The organism is Polaromonas sp. P1_F2 (genome assembly GCF_056405735.1).
Genome location: NZ_JBFUBN010000012.1, coordinates 31,263 through 56,241, shown reverse-complemented (window position 1 = coordinate 56,241; position 24,979 = coordinate 31,263). Strand labels below are relative to the sequence as shown.

The following is a 24,979-nucleotide window of genomic DNA, read 5'->3' as shown; positions in this document are numbered from 1 at the left end:
AGCGAATGCTCTGATTTACAGGCATAAACCAGTCCAAGTTTTTGTCCGCACCCCCGAAAATATAAATGTATGCGAGAGCATACAAATTGCACTCAATGTCTATCATGGGCGACATTACTCCCTCGGAGGTCCCACCGCCAGCCGCTGCGCGAAGTTTGGAGTGGTCTATCGCATGCCGAACAAAATCAGTACTTGCGCATTTATAGAAGACACCTCGAGCAAAAGCGGAAGATACGCGGTTGGGCTCAGGATTTTAGGGAGACTCACACAATCGGGCACCCTAAAACAGGTCACTTTTCAGGAGGTCCTCCGCCGTCACCGACGGACGTTTCCTCTGCTTAGCCTTAGTAGGCCGAGCTACGTGTGCCTTACTAGAATTTCGCGCCTTCTCTACCTTCTTCGCTGCTGACCTTTCGGCAGGCGTCATCGAAGCGTGAAGCATGGCATCGCTATGCCTACGCTGGTGTGCAACTTCAGAAAGCCTCTTCTGAACTGCGACTAATGAGGCCGGCAGGTCGAAAGGGCATACCAAATCTTCGCTCGATGTATCTATCCCCGCCACAATTGACTGGCACTCCTCTACGGTCTTGCGATCATCCTCATAGCTGATAGACCGGTATGCCTCCCGCAGATCGGTCATGTTGACGGACACTTTCACGCCCTGTTTTTTGGCTCGTATGCGGGCGATCCTGTATCCAGTAACGAGAAGCCTTTTTCCTGAACGCTTCAGCCCAAAGGTCAGCGCGTGAATTCGACTTGGAAGCTCGGGCATGGGAATGTCTCTCGACTCAAGGATATACGGTAATAAGGCGTCGCTTGCGTTTCTCTCTGATCCGAAATATTCGCATATATATTCAGCAGATGAATTGGCATTGATAAACAGATATATCCCAACCACCAGGTTGCTTTCCTCTGAAAGCATCAATTTTTCTCAGGAGCAAAAGGATCGGCTCATTGTGAAACCGGTAGATGGTCAAGGTGGCGTGGGACTAATTTTTGGACAAGACTATTTACCCGATGCTTGGACAGAGAAGATGCAGGAAATTGTGGAGTCAAAAGTTCCACACGTTCTTCAGGAGCGCCTTTATCCAGATCCGGTAGACGCGGTCGGTTGGTCTGTCAAAAATGGAATATGTGATGATCGCTTTAACTTGATATTCGGTGTGTTTGCTATTAATTCACGTTATGCTGGAATCGGCGCGCGTGGAGTTTCGGCAGCTCAAAAAATTGTCAAGTACGGAAATGTCGGCTATATGGCGCCAGCGTTTTTGAAGCGTGGCAGGAGCGCGATCGCATAGCGTTGGTTGTAAAAGGGGGAGCGTAATTCAGTCCGGAGCTTCAAAATCAGTGATGGAGATACTTCGGGCGCGCGGCAGCGGTTGTTGCGCCCGGAAGCCGCACCGGAGTCGCTGCGAGTCACGCCGATGAGGACTTGACGACAGCCATGCAGCAATCGTTGAAGGCGGTCACGGTATTTTCGGCAGTCCCTCGGTCCATCGAGACCTGCGCGAAGCTAGCGTGCTATGCGGCAAGAAGCGTGCTGCCCCGCTTATGCAGACGGCCAAGCTGGGCTCGATACGTGGCTACAACAGACCTCGTTATTCGCCGCCGCTCATTCTTTCCTAGACTTGTAAAGCATCGCGTGCTCCAGTGTATAAGCGGGTAACGGCCCAGCCACAGCATTGGAAGCATCGAATTGAGCTATTGGCTTGAGATAGGCAAATACTGGCATTGCTGGTTTGGATGGGGTGTCCACCGAGACCACTTGGATCAGAGCGCGTCTGTATCCATCAGACTCACTAGTTCGTTCTAACCTGTCCATGTGTTCCAGCGCTTGACGGCTTACAGCGAAGACTTGCCCCGTCACCTGGTGTCCTTCGCCTGGTTGATCGACCAGCCAGGGGGAATGACGCTCACCCATAAGATAGAGGGGATATCTGTGTGCAGTGACGAAATCGCCAGCAAGTCGAATTCCATCATTGATATGAAAATTAGGAAAACCTTCTTTCAAGGTACCAAAGACGAAAACTAGGTTTGGCATCGAAATTCAGACATTGACATAGTTAATTTAGTCGATAGCACCTCTGTCAAGCGCATCTCCAGGATCTCATCTTTCAAATTCTCGCCTATTGAACCTATCCCTTGTGATTCTAATTAAAGTTGACCAATTAGAAGGTATGTGGGTAAAAAGTGCAGTATTGCTCAGCTACCCGCCGGGTATCAAAGCTTTGTGTACCCAACGCTGTCTCGCTCCGCGGTTCAACCTCGCGCAATGACAACCAGTCCGGCCATGATGAGACCTCCACCTATAAGCTTGGCCGTCGTTATCGATAGTTAGCGTTATATCGTGTGAAACGGCTTAGCCGCGAAACGCGGACGCTACAGTGCTATTCAACAGTGCAGGTAGCGCACTATCGGCTTAAGTAACAAAATCGACCTTATGAAAAACACTCGCGTCATGCAGATTCTTGCTTACGGCCCACCCAGCGTCCTTGTGCCTGGTGACATAGCCATGCCCGCTCTTGCACCCACTGAAGTGCGGATCCAGACCATCGCGGCCGCCGTCAATCACACAGACTTGAAGATTCGGGCAGGACTCTGGCCGATAAGAAAGGCGCATCCGTTTCCCTATGTTCCCGGCGTTGAGGTTGTCGGCCGGATCAGCGATATCGGATCGTCGGTTTCCAACTGGTCTCCAGGCCAAACCGTCATGACCCTGATGCAGGGCATGGGCGGCGTTAGCGCGAAGCGTCCAGGAGGCTATGCGGATTTTGTGACTGTTGACGCCGACGCGCTCGCACTGGTCCCGGACACGGTTGATCCGTTGGCGATGGCTTCGTTGGGCCTTGGTGCGGTCACCGCATTCGAAGGAATCCGGCGCATGGGGCCAGTGGACGGCCGCCGGGTGCTTGTGACGGGCGCCGCGGGTGGCGTGGGCTCTGCCGCGGTATCCATTGCCAGGGCCCTGGGCGCATCGGTGACGGGCGTTGTTACGCGCCCTGCGCAAGCACAGTATGTACGCGACCTTGGCGCGGATGAGGTGATCGTTCTCGAGCGTGGCAGCCCACCTTCGCTGGCCGCCGCCAGTGTTGACGCTGTGCTGGACACCGTTGGGGGACCGCTGTTCAGCGCGTGTGTCCAGGCACTGCGCGAGCGCGGGACGCTGGTATTGGTTGGCGCAGTCGGTGGTGGTGAGGTCGCGTTTGATGCCTGGCAACTGATCCGGCCAGTGACCTTGACGGGCTATTCCACTGAAACGCTTGAAGGAAAAGATCTTCGATGGGCGATGGCGCGAATTTCAGATTGGCTGCGTACCCAGTCGATCCGCGTTCCTGACTACCAAGTGTTTCCAATGCAGAGTGCCGCAGAAGCTCATCTGCTGCTGGAGCGTGGGGGTATAAGCGGTCGGGTGCTGTTGGTGCCCTAAGTCGCCCGTCCTGCCGCACCCACCTGTCGCCGCCGAAACTCTCCGGGCGTGCATCCCTCAGCACCGCGAAAGAACTTGACGAAGTTGGTTGCCTGGTCGAAGCCAACCCGTTCGCCGATGACGCCGACCGGCAATTCCGTATGCACCAGCAAACGCTTGGCTTCCAATGTGACGCGCACCGCAATGAACGCCTTGGGCCCAATGCCGGTGGCGTCGAGGCACGCTCGTGCAAGCGTCCGTTCGGAGCATGTCATCGTATGCGCATAGCGCGCGACATGGTGCCACTCGTGAAAGTGTGTATCGACCAGCGATCGGAAGGTGCGAAAGCGCTCCGATACGCGCTGCGACCCATCGGCCGATCGCGGCTGACCATGGAGGAAGAGATGCAGACGCGTCACGATCGCAACCAACTGGCTCTGCAGCAGTTGGTGCAACAGTGGACGCGGGGCGTTAAGTCGACAGTCTGCCAGCATGCGCGCCAGTGCGTCGCCCACAAGGCTCCACGTCTGCCCTTGCAGGACCAAGTGCGTCGGCAGGGTCTCGACCAGGTCGGCAACGAAATGGGCTCCACCGGAGCCGGGGTTCAGGAGTTGGGGACGAAAGAGGAGAATCCACCCGTCCCAACTGCTCTCGGCGTCGAAGCGATGTACCTGGGCAGGCCGCACACTCACCACCGAGCCGGTGCGGCATTCGATCTGGCTGAAATCAATCATTGGCCGACAGTGCCCCTGGTTGACGCAAACCAACATGTGGAAGTCGTAACGGTGGTGGCGTTGCAGATGGGCCGCGCTCACCCTCTTCTTCAGGTCCGACATCATGAAGACTTCCAGGTCTATCTCGGGCCGTGCGTTCGGCCGAAACACAACCTGCTCGATCTCCACTGACTTCGTCCGGTTTTGCATGGGACGATTGTCGGATATTTACCATCAATTCGTCGCGTTTGATCACCCGTTGACGATGCATTCGCGGCAAACTTTAGGGCAATGGCTGGATACCCAGCCTGCCATCAGCATCATTGGAGCGAACCCCATGCAAGATCAACGACAAACAGTCCCTTCGGCGGCGGCAGCTGCATCCCCCGTTCTGCCCGTCGGTGCCTCAACGGCCGATACGAATCGGAAGTTCATGAAGCGATTTGTCGACTTCATCAACACGGCTGACCCCAAGCTGTCCACCGAACTGGTCTCGCCCGACGCGGTATTCCATGTGCCTGGACGGCCCGATCCTGTGCACGGCCCTGCGGGTTACATCGAGATCATCGAGATGATGCGTGGCGGTTTCCCGGACATCCAGTGGACGCTCGAGGAAACCGTGGTCGAGGGCGATGTGATCGCGGCCCGCTTCACAATGCGGGGTACTCACCGCGGCCCGTTCTCTGGCGTGCCTCCGACAGGAAAGAAGATCGAGGTGCAGGCCCTGAACATTTACCGCCTTTCGCAAGGCAAGATCGTCTCCGAGGTCGGCCAACCTGACCTCATGGGGTTGATGATGCAAATCGGTGCCATTCCGCATCCTTGACCTGAATTGTTGAATTCCGCTGCAGTCTGACCCGAGGGGGCGCGGACAAACTTGGATTGTTTATGCCGTAAGTCCAAGTTATTGTCAGCCCCCCTAGTCAGACTTCAGCGGAATTCAACAGAGATACCTCATGTCGGGAGTCGTGGGCGAGCCCGCAAACCAATGACTGCGGCGAGGATCCGCTAATAGGCCAAAAGGCAGAGATTTTGCTAGCCCAAGCAGACAGGAAAATCCTTGTTCATCCGAAAGGTGTCCTGCAAGCAGTTGGGTTAAAGAATGGGACTTCTTTAACCAATATCTGGACATGCAATGACTGATCCCACCAACGCCGATCGTTCCTTCCAAATCCCTTTCACTCGCCGCAGCGTGCTCGCCAACGTAGCCGCCTTGAGTGGGACTTCCATCGGCCTGATGGCCACCCCCTCTCCGGCGCGGTCTGCCTCAGTCCTGGTGGCCAATGAAGGCCGAGTGCCCGGCTTTGTGGCACGCAATGCCGACGTAAACGGTACGCAAATTCACTATCGTGTGGGCGGCAGTGGCCCAGCCGTCGTACTTCTGCACGGCTATGCGGAGACCAGTCACATGTGGAACCCGCTGATGCCGCAACTTGCGAAGACCCATACTGTTATCGTCCCCGACCTTCGCGGTGCTGGTGGATCGGCCAAACCACCAGGTGGGTATGACAAGAAGAACATGGCCGTAGATATCCATGAACTCGTGAAATCGTTAGGCATTAACAACGCCGCTATTGTGGGCCATGACATTGGACTCATGGTGGCTTACGCTTATGCCGCACAGTTCCCGAACGAAACCAGCCGCGTGGTGCTGATGGATGCGTTCTTGCCGGGCATCGGCAACTGGACAAATGTCTGGCTTTTGCGTGATTTGTGGCATTTCCATTTCCACGGTACAACGCCGCTGGCTCTCGTTAAAGGACGTGAACGAATCTACTTCGAACACTTCTGGAACGACTTTGCGGCCAACCCCGCGCGCTCGGTGCCCGAGGGCGACCGGCGCCTTTACGCAAGCGCCTATGGGCAAGAAGGAGGCATGCGCGCGGGCTTCGAGTACTTCAAGAATTTCGAAAAAGATGCCGCCGACTTTGCGGCTCTGGGCAGCGCCAAGCTCACCATGCCCATGCTGGTGCTCTCTGGCGAAAAAGCTGGGGGAACTTTTTTGATTGAGCAGGGCCGACTCGTTGCGAACGATGTCAAAGGTGTAGTCGTGAAGGGCTCCGGTCACTGGCTGATGGAAGAAGCGCCTGACCAGGTGATCCCTGAGCTGCTTCAGTTCCTGAATTAGGCACGGATCGTGCATTCGCACCAGCCAGCCGTGGCTCTGCGGTTGTCGGCCGCGTACTAGATGGTGCACTGAACGGCAGCTTCGGCAACCTGCAGCTGCTGGTCAGTCACTACGATGTGCTGCTCATCGCAGGTGCTGCGCAGCTGAAGGTCATGGTCTCAATCAATAGCTACACGTTATCATGCGACTCCGTTGACCGGTATGAACCGAACTCTCCAATGCCATTGACCTCCAACGCAAGCATCGCCTCATCTCCCGAACGCATTTCCCGCCTGCAAGTGGTCGCATTGCTGGTTTGTGTTGTTGCTTTTGCATTTGATCTGTTCGAAATAGCAATGGGCAGTGTTCTGTCCGCCGTTTTTTCAGCGCCACCTCATCAGATACCCGGTTCGCAACTTGCCTGGCTTCTTTCATCTGTGTATATAGGCGCCATCATCGGTGCACCCACCTGTGGTTGGCTGGCTGACGGATATGGTCGACGGCTTGTGCTGGCAGGCAGCCTGGCATGGCTGTCACTGGCGTCGCTCGGTGCCGCATACAGCGCGGGGGCGTTGCCGCTCGGAATTTTCCGCGGTTTGTCCGGAGTCGCGCTCGGAGCGTTCCCGCCATTGATGGTGGCCTACATGGCTGAAATCATGCCGGGTTCGCGGCGGGGCATGCTGTTGTTTATCGTCTCCGCGCTGGCCTTCCTGGGCCCGCCACTGGGCATCTTTTTGATTCGTGAGATGGCGCCACTTCAGCCTCTAGGAATGGAGTCATGGCGCTGGGCTTTTATCGCCGGCTCGTTGGGGGCGGCGATCACTGCCGTATTTTTCCTGTGGCTACCCGAATCGCCCCAATGGCTGCGGGAAGGTACACAAAGACAGACACCGGGCCAGCGTGCGTATGCAAGCCCGTCGCGCTGGGAAAACTCGCGGACCGTTATCAGGCTTCGTTCCCCCGTGAGCGACAGACCATCAATCCACCAGGCCGCAGATTGGCAAACACCTCGCACCCGGCATGGCGTACGTTTGGTTCTGGTGTATTTGCTCAATTTCCTCAGTCCGTGGTTCAGCGTCGGGTTCGGTCTGGTGTCGGGTGCCTTGCTTGTACAAAAAGGCTTCCAGCTCTCCGATACCTTGCTGTACATCGCCGTTTCCACCATGGGCCCGACAATCGGGACATTGATCGCCTCGGCCGTCGTGGATCACGCGCCGCGGCGATTGGTGTTGGCGGTATGCGCTGCAACCATGCTGGTGTCCGGTGCCATATTCTCCGTTAGCCAAACCCTGTTGCCACTGGCCGCTACCAGCCTGCTTTTCAGTATTTGTTTTGCTTTGTACGTTCCGGCCTTGAACTTGTATGTGGCCGATCTGTTTGCCACCCGCATCAGGGCCTGGGCGATCGCCACCGCGTGGACTTTCAACCGTGTAGGTGCCGCGTTGTTGCCATTTGTGCTGCTGCCGGTCCTGAAAAGCGCAGGACCCGTCGCAATGTTTTCAATCATTGCTGTTGCGCTCGTTGCCACCCTCGCTCTGCTGAAGTTTGACCCAGTCTGAGCCATGGCGCGAGGTGTGACCCTCGGCGCTGAGAACTCAGTTGGAAGCCGATCTTTTTTGCGCCAGTTCCGCCAACAGCAGCGCTGAAGATCGCAGGTCGCTGGTGTCCAGTCCTTCCTGGAACTGCGTGTGAATTGCCAAAAGCGCTTCGTGCGCCTCCTCATACATACCGCTTAAGCCCCACATCCGTGCCAAGCTCGTTGTCGCACGCAGCTCCCAAGCCAGTGCACCTTGCTGCCTTGCCAACCCTTTAGCCTCCATTAGTAGCGACCCTGCAGACGGGAAAGTTGCAACATCACCGGATTGCAGCAATTTCTCTGCTTGACTCCTCAGCGCCTCGGGAGCACACCACCCGACCGATCCGGCACGCACGCGCTTGAGCGTGTCCTGCCCCAGCAAGGCAGGGTTGAAAGTGCACAAGTGGTCGCGCATCTTCGCCCTGGACGGATCAGTGGACTCCACCAGACTTTGAAGCTCGGAAGATACCTCGCCGTCAGAATCAATGGCAAGACTGAAGGCCGTTTCCCACTCCTGCCAGAAACCGAAGTTAAAGCTGCGCGTCACTTTTCGCAAGGAAGCTAGTCGTGTGCGGGCTGCCATCATGTCCCCTCGCCAGATCGCGATGGGAATAGCCGCTAGCGCATAGACCTGTGAAAGCTCTGCCGGATTGTCATCGTGAGTCAGAGCCAGGGCCTGTTGAACAAATTCCTCGGCCTGCTCTGGCATCCCCATGATCCATCGCTCCCGGGCCATGACGATACGGATCGAAACACCTATCGCGACATAAGACCCGAAGTACTTAATCGGAATTCCAAGTGCCTGGTTGGCGTACACATACTGGATCGGCTTTGCCGCTTCGGCGTAGCGCCCCTGAAAATGCAGCGACTGCGCCAACATCCTGGAGCCTATCAGCTTGCATACCGGATCCATTGCAACCGCTGCCACACGAAGCATCTCTTGCGACCAATATTCATTCTCGACATATGCGGCCATCTGAAGCGTGGTGCTGAAATGTACGATGATGGGAGCAGCAGCCAGATCGGGCATGTCGGCAGCGTACGCCATGGCGATAGCCCGGTTCAAACGCTCTGCATACACCGGCTCGTTCTGTGGCAGCTTGTGTGGCAGCATCAATGGAATGGACAACAGGCGTATCACCATCTCCGGATCGGCGTCAGGTATTCGAGGGAGAGCTTCCACCGCTTTGTTGACCCACTCGTCATACTCCGGCAGCAGCGTGGTCTGGGTTGCCAGTGCGACTGCCGACAAGGTCAATTCCAGGCTGAGGCGAATGTCACCCCTAGAGGAAAAGGCCCAATTTGACGCGGCCCGCAAGTCGTCGGCATAGGAGCTGTAGGTTCGTCGCCATTCCTGTTTCGGTAAAGTCATCCACGCCTTCTCGGCATCGCGCAGGACATCGCGCACATACAGTGCATGTTGCCGTGCCACCGCGTCGTGTTCGGCAGTCAGCGCTAATTTTTCCCTTGCGTAAACGCGGGTGGTATCCAGCAATCGAAGCACCGCGTGGCCTCGGGCGTCGCTGCTGGCAAGCAGCGACTTGGCCATTAGGCTCAGTATGGTTTCGGTAATTTCGTCGACGTCGTCTTCTTGGAACGAGACCACCCGACTGGCTGCATCCAGATGGAAGCCCCGTGGAAAGATGGCCAGGCGGCGTAACACTGTCTGCTCCAGCCCGGAAAGCAATCCGTAACTCCAGTCCAACATGCGGGCCAAGGTTCGGTGGCGCTCAGGTCCTTGATGGACGGGGTTGGCAAGGGCCAACAAGTGCATTTGCATCTGGCCCACAAGCGCCTCGGTTCCCAGACTGGGCGCGTAAGCCGCGATCAGCTCGATCGCCAGTGGTATGCCATCCAGTTGCCGGCATACGGCCACCGCAGATGCGACGTTGTCGTCCGTTAATTGGTACTCCGGAGCACTTTGACGCGCGGTCTGGGCGAATAGTTGAATGGCCGGGAAGGTCAGCGCCTCGCTCGCCGACAGGTGGTTCTCGATATCGGGCAAACCCATCGAATCCAGACGGTGCAGACGCTCACCGAGGGACTTCAGCGGCTCTCGACTGGTCGCGAGGACATAGACCTGCGGACACGCCGACAAGATTTTCTCGACCAGATTCGCCACGGGTTCCACGATGTGTTCGCAGCTGTCCAGCACCAGCAACAGATGCTTTCCGCGTATCAGATTGATCAGGACCGATACATCCGAAACCATGTCTACTTCCATGGCCGAGGCGATGGCGCTTACCAGCAGCCGCGGTTCCATGATGGGTGCCAAGTCGACGAAACTCACGCCGTCGGTATAGCCCGTGCTCAACACTTGTGCCGTAGCAATGGCCAAGGTCGTTTTTCCCAGACCCCCCGCCCCCAGGACGGTGACCAAGCGGTGCTGAGACAGCTTGGTGGCAACCTGGTGAATGGCCTCTTCGCGCCCAAATACCGGTGCGCGCCTAGCGGGTAGGCGCGGTGACCGGCGTGGAGCGTTTTCAGGTCCGTCGACGGGGTTTATTCCAGCCGAACCGGGCAACACGAGGCTGAATCCTTGTGCGGGGTGGAACGCGATATAGCCCGAAGCCGGAGACAGCGCTTTCAAACGCCTGTTTAGCCCAGCCACCCGGGACCACAACCGGTTGCTGCTCCCCGCGTCCAAGGCGCCTATGTGTTTGGCCAGCGCAGATCGGCCCACCGCTCCACCGACCTGTTCGACCAGGACAGACATGATTGCTAGATCCCCGCCATCCAACGCCAGCAATTTCCCGTCAAAACGGAGCTCGCTCGCCGCAGCAAACCACTGATAGAGTCCGTAGGCGAGACCGCCGACGGCGGCCTTGCGGCTGTCGATATCGCTTTGGTCAGGCATGTTGTGCAGTGCCGTCCGCCAGTTGCGACTCCAGCTCACGCATCAGCATGCGAGCAGCGATATGGTCGGCGGTCTCTGCTCCTTCCGAAAACTGATTCAGGGTCCGCGCCAGAAGCGCTTGACCTTTGTCCAGCTTCCCCTGAACCCTCCACAACCTGGCCAGACTGTGCGCACAACGCAGTTCCCACGACAACGCGCGCTGCTGTTGTGCCAATTGCAAGGCTCGGTTCAGGATGAGCTCGGCCTCATCGATGGCAGAAGACCCTGCTTGCTTGTATAAGCCCTCAGCCTGCGCGCGCAGGACTTCAGGCGCGCACCAACCAGCCATGTCGTTTTCGGCGCGGAGCACGCTATCCGCAGTGACCAGATCAGCACATAGCGTGACTAGCATGTCCACGCTGACTGGGTTGGACGAATCCTTCAACGCCGATAGCACGTCGTTGGCTCCCATGGGACGCCGATGCATAGCCCAGCCCATGTGCAAAACGCGGTGCCACGCTTGCCAATAGCTCTGCGGATGGCGCACGGCATGCTGTCCCAACGAACTCAGTAACAGTTCTGCCCGGGCGTCACCTCGCCAAATAGCAATTGGCACTGCTGCGAAGGTCATGGCATAAGAATAGGCCGACGGGTGTTCACTAACGCTCAGCTTGACGGCATGCTCAGCCACCACAACGGCTTGGTCTACGAGCCCCTGGATCCAGAGGATGCGCGCCAGCATGATGCGCATGGAAACCTGCGGGGAGATTTGATGGTAATACCGGCTGGAGGGGTGGTCGACAGGATCCTCCAGTACACGCTCAATGATCGCTCGAGCTTGCTGGTTCTCACCAAGATAGTGACAATTGAGCACCATGAAGCGGTCCGACAGCAGCTTGGCAGAGGGGTCGTAAGGATGCTCAGCTATCTGACCAATGCGTTCAGCGATTTCCTTGGATTTTTTGTAGTTTCCAGACCCGAACGAGCAGACGCACATGCTGTAGAGCGCCTCCACGGTATATCGAGGCGAGTTGGTCTCCTCAATCAGCGCGTTGATGCAGGAGAAGATTTTGTCCTCCCCTCCTGGATCACTGACCGCCATGCCGTTGGAAAAGCACAAAGAGGCGAGCAATCGCAATTCAAGGACAGGGGGCGGCGCGGCTACCCTTTCCATGACCTCCATGGCTACTTTTACGCGATGAAGGTGAAGATCGTAATTTCCCAGTTCGTAAGTCAGTTCTAGCGCGGCACATGTCAGCATCACGCCAAGAAGATCATCACCCTCGGGGGAGAATGCCCAGTCAAGACCGGCGCGCACGTCATCTTGGCAAGTGCCGTAAATGGCCATCCATTCCGCACGCGGAATTTCGGTTTTCTGCATGCGGGAGCGGTCGAGGAATGCTTGAAAGTGTTGCGCATGACGGCGTGCAAGTTGCCGAGCTTCACCGCTACCATCAAGCTTTTCCTTTGCATAAATGCGAGTGGTTGACAACAAGCGATACTGGATGACGTTTCCGCTGGTATCCGTGACCACAAGCGACTTTGCTGCCAAGCTGGCAAGACTATCAATGACGTCTGAGGGTCCGACGTGATCGAACGAAACAACGCTGATTGCTGATTCCAGAGCGAACGATGCGCTGAACACAGACAGGCGCCGCAGCACGATACGCTCGAACTCATTGAGCAGGTCGTGACTCCAATCCAGCAGCGCCTGCAGCGTCTGATGACGGGGCAACGCGGTGCGGCGCCCCCGGCGCAGCAGCCTGAACATGTCATCAAGTCTATTGACAAGGCCTCGCAGGCCAAGGCTGTCGATGCGACCGGCTGCAAGCTCAATAGCCAAGGGCATGCCGTCCAATTGCTGGCACAGATGCGCCACCAGCGGATAGTTATCGGGCAACACTGCAAAGCGATCATTGTCAGCGGCGGCACGCTCGATAAAGAGCTGCAGCGCAGGGTACTTGATGGCCTGCTCAAGATTGTCGGAGACTGACGCGTCCGGCAGGCCAAGCGCGGCCAGCCGGTATACCCATTCACCCTCGGATTTAAGCGGCTCTCTGCTTGTCGTGAGCAAATGGATGCCTGGCGCACTTCTGGCGATATGCTCGGCCAGCACCGCTGCACCGTCGATCACATGTTCGCAATTGTCCAGGACGATCAGCATCCGGCGTTCAGCCAGGTAGGTCCGCAATGCGAGCAACGGGTCGCTGGCTGGAAGCGAGACCCCCAAGACGGTCGCCAAGGCGCTCGAAGCCAAGGCGGCGTCGGTGAGAGGCGCGAGATCCACGAACCACACACCGTCGACATAGTTGGCCAGTCGCTCTTCCGCAACCGCAAGCGCCACGGTGGTCTTGCCCATACCCCCGGCCCCTACGATGGAGACGAATCGCTTGGCCTCCAGATGTTTGTGCAGTTCGGATACCGCGTCGGACCTCCCTATGACCTTGGATAGTCGCACCGGTAGGTTATGCGCGACCGCAGGAGCAGCCTTGGGCACAGCTGCTGCTGAGAGCGAAGGCTCGACGGCATGCTTGATGGCCATGACAAAGCTGTATCCACGGCCGGGTACGTTCAAAATGTAGCGTTCACTGACACCGCCATCGCCGAGCGCTTTTCGCAGCGCGGAAATATGCACGCGCAGACTGGTGGCCTCCACCACCGTGCGGGGCCAGACGTAAGACTCCAGTTCCTCTCGACTGACGACATCGCCCGCCCGGTCAACAAGGACGATCAGCAAATCCATGGCTCGGCTTCCCAACCGAACCGGCTTGCCGGCTTCGATCAGCAGCTTACGATGCGGATAAAGCAGGAACGGGCCGAACGACAGTGCTGTATCCGGAGAAGTATCGCGCGCGTCTATCATCGGAATTCCTGAGGCGATAAGGCCTAGAAACTGTACCTTGCGGTTAGCAAGGCGGTCCGTGGAGCGTTATAGAACACCGAATCGACCCCTACCGGAGCAATACGAGTGCGTACGAGAGCATAAGTCTTGTTCAGCAGGTTCTTAATCCTGAGCGACACGCTCCATCGCCCGTTTGGCTCGGTGTAGGTGGCATCCAAATTGACATAGGTCTGCTCCGGCGTCTTCAGGTCGGGCGTGTTGGCCACGTCGGTGAATTGGGGGGCAGTGTATTGCACGCTGCCCGTCAGCGCCAAGGCCCCACCGCCTGATATGGGCTCCACGTGACGCAGGCTGGCACTCAATGACACATGAGCCGCATATGGCAGGTCGTTACCGGTGAAGTTACTTGTAGCGGCCCCGGTGGGGTTTGCAAACTGATCAAATCGCGCCTGCAGAAATTCTGCCGCCAGTGTCCATTGAGTTTGGCGCGCCAGCTGACCAGCCAGTTCCAGATCCAAGCCATAAGTCTTGGCCCTGCCCGCGTTGACCAGCACGGCATCCGTTACCAATACCCCATTGACAGTGCTGTTGGACAGCGATGCCAGGTAGTCCCGGTACTGGTTGTAGAACAACGCGGCGCTGGCTGTGAGCTTGCCGTCAAAAAATCGCCCCTTGCCCCCCAACTCATAGGTGGTGACACGCTCAGGATTGGCAGCTACCTGCGCGGACAGCAATGACTCGGCGGCGCGATTGAAGCCGGCAAATTTTGCGCCTTTGGTGTAGCTGCCGTAGAGGAAGACGTCGGGTGTCCACTGATGCTCAAGACTAATACGAGGCAGCAGGCCGCTTGTCGAGGTAGACAGGTTATTGGCGTCGTACACCTGCGTCGTTCGCACCTGTTGAGCCTGCGTCAGCCAGAACCGATTGAACCCGGTTTCCCGGGTGTGATATGCGCGCAAGCCCATTGTGAGTGCGGTTTGGGCTGAAAGCGCATGCCGGAGCTGGCCATAAAGGCCGACATCGCGTGTCTGCTGATAGGTCTGTGCCTCGGTGTATCTCGAAGCTGGTGCACCGGGTGGTGTCACCGCAAGAAAACGATCGAATGCGAAGTTGTCCGCGATAAACATCAGCCCCACCGTCCACTGGTTTGCGCCGGCGTCGCGCTGCAACTGCAATTCTTGAGACAGCGTGCGCTGTTCCACGGTCTGGGACAATGTGTACCGCTGCACAGCGAGTCCGCCGAAGTCGGCCACCGTCGGGTCATCGCGGTAGCCGCGCAATGCCGTGATGGACTTGAACACGGTGTCCGGGTTAACTTGGCTTGTTATCTTCAGTGACGTACCCCCTGCAATACGTCGGAAGGCGCCAGCGTCCACCGCCGTAAAAGTGACGCGTGGGGCCGCTCTTGGATCATTCAGAGGAAAGTTCGATGTGTTGGTGTCCGATGTGTCTTTCAAGCCGTCAATGGACCACACCACGCTGTTTCCGCTGGATGTTTGCCATCGGAATTTCGCGCGAAATTGCGTGGCGTCGAGCTTGTTAACGTCTTTATTCAAGGTGGCGTTGTAGCCAAATCCATCGTTGCTGCGGCGGGAGAATGCGATGCTGGCGGTTGTAGGCGCGTCGGCCGTTCCGCCTATGGCGCCGGTTGCAAAACCATGAACCTCTCTCGCCCCCTGGCTGCCAAAGCCCGCGGATAACCAAGCCGAGCGTTCAGCGGTAGGATCGGCAGAGATGAGCTTCACCGCGCCGGCCGTTAGATTCTGACCATAAAGAGTTCCTTGAGGCCCGCGTAGCACTTCAATGCGCTCCATGTCGGGCAGGTCCCACAAGGCGTTGGCATAGCCGCGCACAAGCGGCACATCGTCGACGTAGATACCCACAGCCTGGCTCATGGCCGGCAATGAAACGCCGACCCCACGGATGCCTACGGCCTGCGGCTGATTGCTAAAGCCGTTCGGCACTGCTACACCAGGTACCAAAGCCACCAAGTCACTAAGCTGGGCTACGCCCTTGGCCTCGATCTCGGCCTCGCCCACCACGCCCACAGACATCGGCGTTTTGCGCAACACCGTTTCGCGGCGCTCAACGGTCACCACCACTTCCTTGAGAGATGAAGTCGCCCCTGAATCTTCGACCGGCAGGCCTTGCGCACTGACTTCTGTCAACCCTGAGACCATCAGTAACGGCGTAAGCAGTCCCGCTGCCACACCTTTGCACGCCCAATATGTTTTATTTTGCATTCTTGAATTGCCGCCAAGCTAGTCCATTTTCAGCACTCACCCAGAATGATGCAGCGCTGCATTACGTGCGGTGTTAATCGTTGTGAATTTGATTTGGAAACAGCCTAAACGGGGGACGTTTCCGGCGATTTCGAAGCCGTTTTGGTGCGAAAAGGTTGTTAAACAGCAACACCGCTCGCAGCGGCGATGTGCCCGGTACCGCCGAGACCGCTCCATCCAAAAGAGGTAGCCAAAAGGGGTCTCCTGGCCGATAGACCTAGCCGGGCCGCGCGCGAGATAGTTGCCTGGCGCGGATTGCCGAACGCCGCGCAGTTCTCAACGCATTTCATCCACCAATTGTAAAAAGGCCGATATGACACTCAAGCCTCTACTAGTACTGGCGGCTATAGCGCTGCTATCTCAGACAAACGGGACGCTCGCTGGTGAGCGCATCGCTTCTGCCACCAAATTGACTTTTGGCGATGCGAGCACCCTGTTTATTGCGGATTGGAAAAATGCGCGCATCCATGCCGTAACCGTCCCGATCTCTACTGCAAAGGCTGATGGCCCCGCGCCGTTCAATCTGAGCGACATCCAAGGGCCAATCGCCGGTGCGCTGCGCGTGAGGCGAAATTCGCTTCGGTTTGAGGACATGGTGGTACAGCCGGGCACCGGCCTTGCGTACGTTGCAGTGACCATTCAACAGGACAACGCGACAACCAAGCCTGCAGTGGTGACGATTAACTCAGCGGGCAAGGTTCAAAAGATTAATCTGGCGAATGTCGTCCAAAAGTCCACTCCGATTACAGACCTTCCAGACGGAGATGCCACCTTCTGGCGGAGCTTGCCATATCGAAGCCTGACGGTTACCGACATGAAGTTTTATGAGAACAAACTGTATGTCGCGGGGCTGTCTAACCAGGAGTTCGCATCCACTTTGCGTGTTTACGACTACCCATTCACTGGCAAGCCTTCAGCTACGACCATTGAGATTTACCACCCTGTGCATGATCAGATCGAAACGCGGGCGCCTATTCGTGCAATGACCATCATTTCACTGTCGGGCATTCCCACCTTGGTCGCCGCTTATACCTGCACGCCGCTCGTCACAATTCCATTGGCCGATCTGAAGGCCGGTACGCACATTACCGGAAAAACCGTAGGTGAACTTGGTTGGGGCAACGCGCCGACCGGGCTTGTCACGTTCAGCGCTGGGGAGGAAAACTATGCCCTGATCACCAACACCAGCCGCGCTGCAGATCTACTTTCGTTTTCGGCAATTTCGGAAGTCGCTGCCAAGCCAGGCTTGAACACACCCATCAATTGGCCCACGGAACCCTATCGCGGGGTCAAGGCAATCATGGCGCCGATGGCCGCTGTGATGCGGCTGGATAACCTTAACAAGGAGCTTTTTCTGGCGCTCCGGCGCGACGATCCATCGGGGCGGATGCAGCTGGTGTCCATACCCAAAGGGGCCTACTTGCGTGTGAGCGATTTCGTCAACGAATACGATTTCAAAGACTACAAATACCCGCCTAACGACAAGTGGAGCGGCTACCACAAGTATTTTCGCACCATTGAAGGATTTCCTGAGCTGGCTCAGTGAGAAAGAAGCGGGCAGCTTATGAGAGTGGTGTTGACATCGGCACTGGCTATCGTCACCGCAATGGCGGCGGGGGCTGCGAGCAGCGCCCCGAAGATACTGCCTTCGGGCGAAAGCGTGCCCGAAAATCTCCTGCGGATCGAACTCGTGTTGGACAGGCCCCTTAAAGCGGTGTTGGACATTTCCCGCGTTTCGCTGGCGGATGATAGGGGAAATCCAATAGCCGGCGCTTTTTACGACGTCCCGCTGGTCAGCCCAGACGGGAAGCGAATTGCCATACTGATGCATCCCGGCCGCGTTAAAACAGGCGTCGGCCCGAATAGGCAAGCAGGCTTGGCGCTTCGGGACGGTCAACGTGTCACCATGACCATTGCCGATCCTCAGCTTCCTCACCCAATAAAAAAATCGTGGGACGTAGCACCTGCTATTCATGCCCGGATCGATACCCAGGCGTGGCGGCTGCTGCTACCCAAGCCTGGCGGTCGCGAGCCACTACAAATCCAGTTTCCTGCCGCGCTGAATGCGAACGCCAAGGACCTGATTGCGGTGTCAACCTCGGACGGACGGCGCGTGGAAGGGCGCGCGATCTTGTCGCAGGGGGAACGGCATTGGAAATTTCGACCCAAAACGGCTTGGACGTCCGGACACTTCCATATACGAGTGCATGCAAGTCTCGAGGACCCTCAGGGCAATCGCATGTGCGCGGCCTTCGAACAGGCGAGGCAAAGCGCGATCGACTGCGATGAACATGCCCGGATTCCTTTCGAGGTCATCGATGAGACGGCGCGACGGGCACTCCGCAAATTGCGGGAGCTATAAATCTAGACGCCTGCCGGGTCGCTACCGACGCCTCCACTGGCAGAAACTGGCGCGCTCGGCGGCGTGCGACTACCGAACGTTTGCCTGAACATCTAACACGGCATGCGAAACACGGGTGCTTCCATGTCGCCGGCTAGGATGACAGCAAGCCCCGGCGTTCAGCCAACTTTGCGACCTCTGTTCGGCTCCGGGCTCCGAGTTTCTCAAAAATCGTCTTGAGGTGCGACTTGACGGTGCCGATTGCGATGTCGAGCTCACGGGCGATCACCTTGTTGCCACAACCTTCAACAACAAGGCGCAAAACCTCGACTTCCCGATTGGTCAAGGTCGCATGTGCCATGCTGTCAGCCAGACGCCGTGCCGCGGGCGCGCATAGGTGGCGCATCCCGCGGTGCACGGTCCGAACTGCAACCATCAGTTCTGGCAGGTCGCATCCGTGAACTAGGTAGCCTCGCGCGCCTCGCTCCAGGGCTGTCCTGATCTCCCACTCGCTTTCGCGCGCGGTGAGTATCAGTACTTTTTGGCGACAGGGGGAGGCGCTGCCCTCCGCCTTGGCCTCAGCAATAAGCTGCAGGCCCCGCTCGTAATCTGCGACGACGACATCAGCATGGTCTTCGTCCTGCGGCACCCAGGCTAGATCGGGCTCCTCGCCAAATGCCGCCTTAAGCCCGGTGCGCACCAACGGGTCGCTGCAAAGCACCTGCACGCCGATCCTGAGGGAATTAAGCATGGTCTGACTCCACGGTTCCTATCGACGGGCGAAATGCACGCCGGTGGTGTAACCGATGATCATTCCTCTCCGTGTTGATGGGAAGTGAATTGCCGTGAATTCCAGTTAACACCCCATGCGGAAGACCACACTGTGTGAATTTGTGTGAATACAACCCACTGATCGCGCGATTTCCTTGCATCACGTCGGCAGCGCATGCTCACAGTTGTCGAGCACCAGCAGCATCTAGCGATCCTCCACAAAAAGTCGGCCAATGGTGCAATCGAAGTCCGAGAGCCAGGGCGAGATTTTCATACCTCCTTGAGGTGAGGTGCGGCAGCTGAAAGCGTCACAGACTTCGGTGATGGAAATCATGAAAGCTCCTTTGCAGTCCGTCGCCGCAGGCCTGGTCGTGCCGAGGCTCCCGAATACCAAGTGCGGCGACGCTGACACATTGGCTTTCGCCTCGTTATGCGCGGCCTATGGTGCAGAGGGCGGACTCGCCCCGGCAGACAGGCTCGTGTTTGACGGCGGCGGCCGTCTGGCCATCGGCACGGTTGCCCGCTGGATCGTGGAGCGGCAGTTGATAGTGGTTCACTGGAACGGCGATTACTGGCTGCCGCGCTTCCAGTTCGCCCCGACACTGGTACCTCATACGGAAATCGCAGCTCCACTCGCGGAACTTCGTGCCGTGCTTGACGACTGGGACATTGCGGGATGGTTTTCCGAGAGAAACTGTTGGCTGGGCGGTCAAAGGCCGTGTGCGGTGATCCTCCAGGCGCCACGCGAGGTGCATGACGCCGCTCGAGCGCTGCGCTTCCTTATCCGCGCCTAGGTAGTCCGCTCCACCTGCCAGATCCCCGGCAGCTCATCCGGCTTGGCTTCGAAACACATAGTTCCCGCCAGCGAAGAAGGCCCCGGTAATCCTCCAAAAGGAGGAGGTGCGAATCTCCCATTGCGCCGCCTTCGAGGCCTTATTTCCGGGAGATGCGAAGACAAGAACCCGTCCGTAACCTTCACTCAAACCACCAACAATTCCGAAACCGCCGTGACGGGCGACATCTCATGAATAAGCCAAGCACATTAACCTCAAGCTCGCCGATTCAGGTCGGCAAGCGGTCTTCCATGGCCATCTACGCACTGACGATAGGCGCCTTCGGGATTGGCACGACAGAGTTCGTCATCATGGGTTTGCTACTTCAGCTGGCGGCGGACATGCATGTCAGCGTACCTACGGCGGGGTTGCTGATCTCGGGCTATGCATTGGGCGTTTTCGTGGGTGCTCCGGTACTGACGGCGTTGATGAGCCGTGTGCCGCGCAAGAAGGCGCTCCTGATTTTGATGGGGATCTTCACACTCGGGAACGTGGCCTGCGCGCTGGCACCCAACTATGCGGTGCTCATGGTCGCTCGCGTCATCACCTCACTTGCACATGGAACATTTTTTGGCATTGGCGCTGTCGTGGCCACGAGTGTGGTGTCGGCAGACCGTAGGGCGGCGGCGCTGTCAACAATGTTCACTGGACTCACGGTGGCGACCCTCCTGGGTGTGCCGGCTGGCTCGTGGTTCGGGTTGCATTTTGGATGGCGTTCCACGTTTTGGGCAGTATCCGTCATCGGCCTTGTAGCGATAGCCGTCCTCGCCATCTTTGTGTCGGCGAAAGAGGCGGGTTGCGGTAGTCGCGTGTCGCTACGTGAGGAATTCACAGTCCTGGGACGAGCTCATGTGTTGTTGGGACTGGGGGCGACCGTCTTCGGCTTCGCGGGCGTGTTTGCCGTCTTCACGTATGTTCAGCCCTTGCTAACGCAGGTCACCGGGTTCGCTGAGTCTCAGGTTTCCGTGATTTTGCTCATGTTCGGCGTGGGCATGGTTTTTGGGAACGTCATTGGTGGTCGCTTGACAGACCGCGCACCGGTGAGAATGCTGCTTGGATCGCTCGCGGGATTGGCCGTCATCCTCGTGTTGATGGGATTCGCCATGGAAAACCGTGTAACGGCGGTCCTTTTTGTGGGACTGCTTGGTACGGGTGCGTTCTCTACAGTGGCGCCGCTGCAGCTGCGAGTGTTGAACAAGGCGCAGGGTGCCGGGCAAAGCATGGCTTCCAGCCTCAACATCGCCGCGTTCAACCTCGGAAACGCCCTGGGGGCATGGCTAGGTGGTGTGGTCATCACTCAAGGAATCGATCTGGCGCACCTTCCATGGGTGGCCGCAATACTGACGCTGTCCGGCTTGGCCTTGGCCGTCTGCAGTGTTCTAAAGGAGCGGACTTTGGACCTCAAAGGATTGCCTTCGGGTGTAGCAGCCGGATACGCCGTTAAGCGCCGCCGCGCCTAGATCGAACGGCGTCGACATTTTCATCAACCGCGCTGACGAGTCGGCGCATTTTCCAAAGGAGATTCCATGTTCAAATTAATCCAGAGCACTCTTGCAGTCGGCATATTGACCCTCTCGGCCGTGAGCGCAGGGGCTGCCAGCCCCAAGCCGACGATCGTTCTTGTCCATGGCGCTTTTGCCGGCTCGTCCAGTTGGAATGGAGTCGTGGCAGAGTTAACCAGGCAGGGCTACCCCGTCGTTGCGGCAGCCAACCCCTTGCGCGGCGTGGCAAGCGATGGTGCGTACGTGGCGTCGCTGGTGAAGTCAATCGCAGGCCCAGTTGTGCTCGTGGGGCACTCGTACGGCGGCTCGGTCATCTCGGCAGCGGCCACTGGTCTCGACAAAGTCAAAGCACTGGTGTTCGTCGCAGCCTTCGCGCCTGCACAGGGTGAGAGTGCGCTGGCCTTGACCGGAAAATTCCCGGGTTCGACGCTGCCGCCAACCCTGGCTGCACCCGTGCCACTGCCCGACGGCGGTGAAGACCTTTATGTCCAGCAGGACAAGTTCCCGCAGCAGTTCGCAGCGGACGTTCCCCTTCCGGAGGCCAAGGCCATGGCAGCCACGCAGAGGCCGGTCAAGGCCGCGGCCCTGCAAGAAGCGTCCCCTGAGCCGGCGTGGAAGTCAATCCCCAGCTGGGCCATTTACGGTACAGGTGACCTCAATATTCCACCAGAGGCAATGGGCTTTATGGCTGACCGTGCCAAGGCCAAGAAGACCGTGGTGGTCAAAGGCGGATCCCATGCGCTGATGGTTTCGCGTCCAGCTGAGGTGGCTGCACTCATCCAGGAAGCTGCGGGCAACTGACCCGTTTTCAGATCGAATCGGTCGGACGCCAATGCCCAATTCGCCAGACGGATTGGGTATATTTTCGTTTCATTCATATAGGAAATCGACATGGATTTGCAACTCAATGGCAAGTTAGCTCTCATTAGTGGCAGCACGGCCGGCATTGGATACGCAATCGCTCGTACCCTGGCACAGGAGGGCGCTACCGTTATCGTCAACGGTCGGACGCAAGCGGCCGTCGATGAGGCGGCAGACCGCATTCGCTCGGAGACGGGTAGCACGGTGCACGGATATGCCGGAGACCTCAGCAGCCCCGAGGCTGCGAATGAGGTAGTGCGACGTTATTCGGGTATCAGCATCCTCGTCAACAATCTGGGCATCTTCGAGGCGAAACCTTTCGAAGATATTCCCGACGAAGATTGGCAAAAATTCTTTGACGTTAATGTCCTGAGCGGCGTTCGTCTTTCGCGCCTGGTGCTGCCAGGGATGAAAAACGCGAACTGGGGGCGAATCATATTCATCTCCAGCGAGAGCGCCGTACAGATTCCCACGGAGATGATCCACTACGGCATGTCAAAGACTGCACAGCTCGCCGTTTCGCGCGGGCTCGCGGAGTCGGTCGCCGGCACAGGCATCACGGTTAACAGCGTATTGCCTGGCCCGACCAGATCACGTGGGGTTGGTGACTTCGTCGAGGGAATGGCGAAATCGAGCAATAAAAGCGCCGAGCAGGTCGAGGCAGAATTTTTCGAAGAAGTACGCCCAACCTCGCTGATCAAGCGTTTCGGGACTCCGCAGGAGGTGGCTTCGCTTGTAGCCTATGTGGCGAGCCCGCTCGCCTCGGCGACCACTGGCGCGGCGTTGCGCGTGGACGGCGGCGTCGTCAAGAGCGCCTTCTGAGGGGTGTGTGCGACGGGTGAGGCTCATGTTTACGACTTCAGCCTTGCCTGTTGTGAATTTTTAACGCCGCAAACCCGCATGGATTCTAGGCCTATGTTTACGACTTTAATTGCCCAGAATAACTTCGTGCCGTCCCAAATCCGTCACTCTACGGTGACGGACTTGGCCAGGTTTCTCGGTTTGTCCACATCCGTCCCGCGCGCCACAGCCGTGTGATACGCCAGCAGCTGCAGAGGCACCACGTGCAGCAGCGGGCTCAGTGCGCCGTAGTGTTCGGGCATGCGGATCACGTGTAGGCCTTCGCTGCTTTCGATGTGGCTGTCGGCGTCTGCCAGCACATAGAGGACGCCGCCGCGGGCGCGGACTTCCTGCATGTTGCTTTTGAGTTTTTCAAGCAGCGCGTCGTTGGGCGCGACGGTGACGACGGGCATCTCGCTGGTGACCAGGGCCAGGGGGCCGTGTTTGAGTTCACCGGCGGGGTAGGCCTCGGCGTGGATGTAGCTGATTTCCTTGAGCTTGAGCGCGCCTTCCAGCGCGATGGGGTAATGCAGGCCGCGGCCGAGGAAGAGCGCGTTTTCCATCTTGGCGAAGTCTTCGGCCCAGCTGATGACTTGGGGCTCGAGCGCCAGCACGGCCTGCAGGGCGGCGGGCAGGTGGCGCATGGCTTTGAGGTGGCCGGCTTCTTCTTCCTCCGTGAGCTTGCCTTTGCTTTGGGCCAGGGCCAGCGTCAGCAAAAACAGGCCGGCAAGCTGGGTGGTGAAGGCCTTGGTGGAGGCGACACCGATCTCGACGCCGGCGCGCGTGATGTAGGCGAGCTTGCATTCGCGCACCATGGCCGAGGTGGAGACGTTGCAGATGGTGAGGGTCTGCGTCATGCCCAGGCTTTGCGCGTGGCGCAGCGCGGCCAGGGTGTCGGCGGTTTCGCCGCTCTGGGTGATGGTGACGACCAGTGTTTTAGGGTTGGGCACGGAGCTGCGGTAGCGGTACTCGCTGGCGACCTCGACCTGCGTGGGGATGCCGGCAATCGCTTCAAGCCAGTACTTGGCGGCGCAACCGCTGTAGTAGCTGGTGCCGCAGGCCAGGATGAGGACGGAATCGATTTCTTTGAAGACGCGGAAGGCCTGGTCGCCGAACAGCTCTGGGACTATGCCCTCGACGCCTTCTAGCGTGTCGGCGATGGCGCGCGGCTGCTCAAAAATTTCTTTCTGCATGTAGTGGCGGTAGGGGCCGAGTTCGGCGGCGCCGCTGTGGGCCTGTACGGTCTTGACCTCGCGCTGGGCGGGCTTGCCGTCCTTGCCGGCGATCCAGTACTTGCCGAGCTGGATGTCGACCATGTCGCCTTCTTCAAGGTAGACGATCTGGTCGGTCACGCCGGCCAGGGCCATGGCGTCGCTGGCCAGGAAGTTCTCGGTCTTGTCCTTGCCGACGCCCAGGATGAGCGGCGAGCCGGCGCGCGCGCCGACGACGCGGTGCGGTTCGTCCTTGCAGAAGGCGGCGATGGCATACGCGCCGTGCAGCTGCGCGACGGTGGCCTTGAGGGCTTCGAACAGGTCGCCGTCATACAGGCTGTCCATCAGGTGCACGATGACTTCGGTGTCGGTCTGGCTCTCGAAGACGTAGCCTTTGGCCTTCAGGCCGGCGCGCAGCTCTTCGTAGTTCTCGATGATGCCGTTGTGCACCAGTGCCATCTTGCCGGGCTTGGCTTGCGATGTGGTGCCGCTGCCGTGGCTGAAGTGGGGATGGGCGTTGTGCACGACGGGTGCGCCGTGGGTGGCCCAGCGTGTGTGGGCGATGCCGGTGGCGCCTTCGAGCTTGTCGTGGGCGACCTGTTCCTGCAGTTCGGCCACGCGCGAGGTGCTGCGCGCGCGCTTGAGGCCGCCGTTGTACACGGCGACGCCGCAGGAGTCATACCCGCGGTATTCGAGGCGCTGCAAACCCTGCACCAGGATGGGAACGATATTTCGGGTCGAAACGGAAGCAACGATGCCGCACATGGAGGTCTCCTGAAAAACAATGAGTGGATGCTACGTGCTTGTTATTTTGTTATGTGATTGATTTTTCTTGATTTATGGAATTTAATTTCACTA

Annotated in this window: 19 protein-coding genes; 11 read left to right on the top strand and 8 right to left on the bottom strand. The window is 58.2% G+C overall.

All coding sequences use genetic code 11. The features are described 5' to 3' along the window. Positions 1 to 280 precede the first annotated feature (280 nt). Positions 281 to 772, bottom strand: coding sequence for a hypothetical protein (locus AC1D0O_RS20525; RefSeq protein WP_477655338.1), 492 nt, complete (start codon positions 770 to 772; stop codon positions 281 to 283). Here AC1D0O_RS20525 and AC1D0O_RS20520 point away from each other — a divergent pair. Next, the gene (locus AC1D0O_RS20520; RefSeq protein ID WP_477655337.1) at positions 771 to 1,298 is read left to right on the top strand and encodes a hypothetical protein; all 528 of its coding nucleotides are present in this window, start codon (positions 771 to 773) and stop codon (positions 1,296 to 1,298) included. The genes AC1D0O_RS20525 and AC1D0O_RS20520 overlap by 2 nt on opposite strands. A gap of 314 nt (positions 1,299 to 1,612) precedes the next feature. On the opposite strand, the gene AC1D0O_RS20515 is transcribed toward AC1D0O_RS20520, so the two are convergent. Further along, the gene (locus AC1D0O_RS20515; RefSeq protein ID WP_477655336.1) at positions 1,613 to 2,041 is read right to left on the bottom strand and encodes a gamma-glutamylcyclotransferase family protein; all 429 of its coding nucleotides are present in this window, start codon (positions 2,039 to 2,041) and stop codon (positions 1,613 to 1,615) included. Positions 2,042 to 2,440: 399 nt separating this feature from the next. Here AC1D0O_RS20515 and AC1D0O_RS20510 point away from each other — a divergent pair, with 399 nt between their 5' ends. Further along, positions 2,441 to 3,427: a quinone oxidoreductase family protein gene (locus AC1D0O_RS20510; protein ID WP_477655335.1), complete on the top strand. Its 987-nt coding sequence runs from the start codon at positions 2,441 to 2,443 to the stop codon at positions 3,425 to 3,427. Here the strand turns inward: AC1D0O_RS20510 and AC1D0O_RS20505 are convergent. Then, positions 3,424 to 4,329: a helix-turn-helix transcriptional regulator gene (locus tag AC1D0O_RS20505; RefSeq protein ID WP_477655334.1), complete on the bottom strand. Its 906-nt coding sequence runs from the start codon at positions 4,327 to 4,329 to the stop codon at positions 3,424 to 3,426. The genes AC1D0O_RS20510 and AC1D0O_RS20505 overlap by 4 nt on opposite strands. A gap of 127 nt (positions 4,330 to 4,456) precedes the next feature. On the opposite strand from AC1D0O_RS20505, the gene AC1D0O_RS20500 reads away from it, so the two are divergent. The 3 genes from AC1D0O_RS20500 (at position 4,457) to AC1D0O_RS20490 (ending at position 7,785) form a co-directional block, all read left to right on the top strand. After that, a complete protein-coding gene (locus tag AC1D0O_RS20500; protein ID WP_477655333.1) occupies positions 4,457 to 4,945 on the top strand; it encodes an ester cyclase in 489 nt (162 codons plus the stop codon). A 309-nt stretch (positions 4,946 to 5,254) separates the two neighbouring features. After that, positions 5,255 to 6,247 carry an alpha/beta fold hydrolase gene (locus tag AC1D0O_RS20495; RefSeq protein ID WP_477655332.1) on the top strand — a complete coding sequence of 331 codons (993 nt, stop codon included), beginning with the start codon at positions 5,255 to 5,257 and terminating at the stop codon, positions 6,245 to 6,247. A 218-nt stretch (positions 6,248 to 6,465) separates the two neighbouring features. Then, entirely contained in the window at positions 6,466 to 7,785 is a 1,320-nt protein-coding gene (locus AC1D0O_RS20490; protein ID WP_477655331.1) for an MFS transporter, read from the top strand. A 36-nt stretch (positions 7,786 to 7,821) separates the two neighbouring features. On the opposite strand, the gene AC1D0O_RS20485 is transcribed toward AC1D0O_RS20490, so the two are convergent. From AC1D0O_RS20485 to AC1D0O_RS20475, 3 genes are read right to left on the bottom strand one after another with little or no spacing between them, the layout of a single operon-like run. Beyond that, positions 7,822 to 10,659 (bottom strand): ATP-binding protein, encoded by a 2,838-nt coding sequence (locus AC1D0O_RS20485; protein ID WP_477655330.1) that lies wholly within the window; start codon positions 10,657 to 10,659, stop codon positions 7,822 to 7,824. Beyond that, positions 10,652 to 13,501 (bottom strand): ATP-binding protein, encoded by a 2,850-nt coding sequence (locus AC1D0O_RS20480; protein WP_477655329.1) that lies wholly within the window; start codon positions 13,499 to 13,501, stop codon positions 10,652 to 10,654. The genes AC1D0O_RS20485 and AC1D0O_RS20480 overlap by 8 nt, the downstream gene beginning before the upstream one ends. Positions 13,502 to 13,524: 23 nt before the next feature. Next, a complete protein-coding gene (locus AC1D0O_RS20475) occupies positions 13,525 to 15,723 on the bottom strand; it encodes a TonB-dependent receptor (RefSeq protein ID WP_477655328.1) in 2,199 nt (732 codons plus the stop codon). Between the two features lie 352 nt (positions 15,724 to 16,075). Between AC1D0O_RS20475 and AC1D0O_RS20470 the strand changes: the two genes are divergently transcribed. Together AC1D0O_RS20470 and AC1D0O_RS20465 are read left to right on the top strand one after the other, a co-directional pair. Next, positions 16,076 to 17,308: a hypothetical protein gene (locus AC1D0O_RS20470; protein ID WP_477655327.1), complete on the top strand. Its 1,233-nt coding sequence runs from the start codon at positions 16,076 to 16,078 to the stop codon at positions 17,306 to 17,308. Positions 17,309 to 17,326: 18 nt separating this feature from the next. After that, on the top strand, positions 17,327 to 18,124 hold the full coding sequence (locus tag AC1D0O_RS20465; RefSeq protein WP_477655326.1) for a hypothetical protein: 798 nt from the start codon (positions 17,327 to 17,329) through the stop codon (positions 18,122 to 18,124). A gap of 133 nt (positions 18,125 to 18,257) precedes the next feature. On the opposite strand, the gene AC1D0O_RS20460 is transcribed toward AC1D0O_RS20465, so the two are convergent. Continuing rightward, positions 18,258 to 18,854, bottom strand: a complete 597-nt coding sequence (locus AC1D0O_RS20460; protein ID WP_477655325.1) for a LuxR C-terminal-related transcriptional regulator — start codon at positions 18,852 to 18,854, stop codon at positions 18,258 to 18,260. 343 nt (positions 18,855 to 19,197) lie between these two features. Between AC1D0O_RS20460 and AC1D0O_RS20455 the strand changes: the two genes are divergently transcribed. The 4 genes from AC1D0O_RS20455 to AC1D0O_RS20440 all read left to right on the top strand — a co-directional run bounded on the left by AC1D0O_RS20455 (position 19,198) and on the right by AC1D0O_RS20440 (position 22,892). Further along, positions 19,198 to 19,668, top strand: coding sequence for a hypothetical protein (locus tag AC1D0O_RS20455; RefSeq protein ID WP_477655324.1), 471 nt, complete (start codon positions 19,198 to 19,200; stop codon positions 19,666 to 19,668). 230 nt (positions 19,669 to 19,898) lie between these two features. After that, entirely contained in the window at positions 19,899 to 21,167 is a 1,269-nt protein-coding gene (locus AC1D0O_RS20450) for an MFS transporter (protein WP_477655323.1), read from the top strand. A 66-nt stretch (positions 21,168 to 21,233) separates the two neighbouring features. Then, positions 21,234 to 22,010 (top strand): alpha/beta fold hydrolase, encoded by a 777-nt coding sequence (locus AC1D0O_RS20445; protein WP_477655322.1) that lies wholly within the window; start codon positions 21,234 to 21,236, stop codon positions 22,008 to 22,010. A 90-nt stretch (positions 22,011 to 22,100) separates the two neighbouring features. Next, entirely contained in the window at positions 22,101 to 22,892 is a 792-nt protein-coding gene (locus AC1D0O_RS20440) for an SDR family NAD(P)-dependent oxidoreductase (protein WP_477655321.1), read from the top strand. A 143-nt stretch (positions 22,893 to 23,035) separates the two neighbouring features. Here the strand turns inward: AC1D0O_RS20440 and glmS are convergent, their stop codons facing one another. Then, positions 23,036 to 24,886 carry a glutamine--fructose-6-phosphate transaminase (isomerizing) gene (gene glmS / locus AC1D0O_RS20435; RefSeq protein WP_477655320.1) on the bottom strand — a complete coding sequence of 617 codons (1,851 nt, stop codon included), beginning with the start codon at positions 24,884 to 24,886 and terminating at the stop codon, positions 23,036 to 23,038. Positions 24,887 to 24,979: the final 93 nt, after the last annotated feature.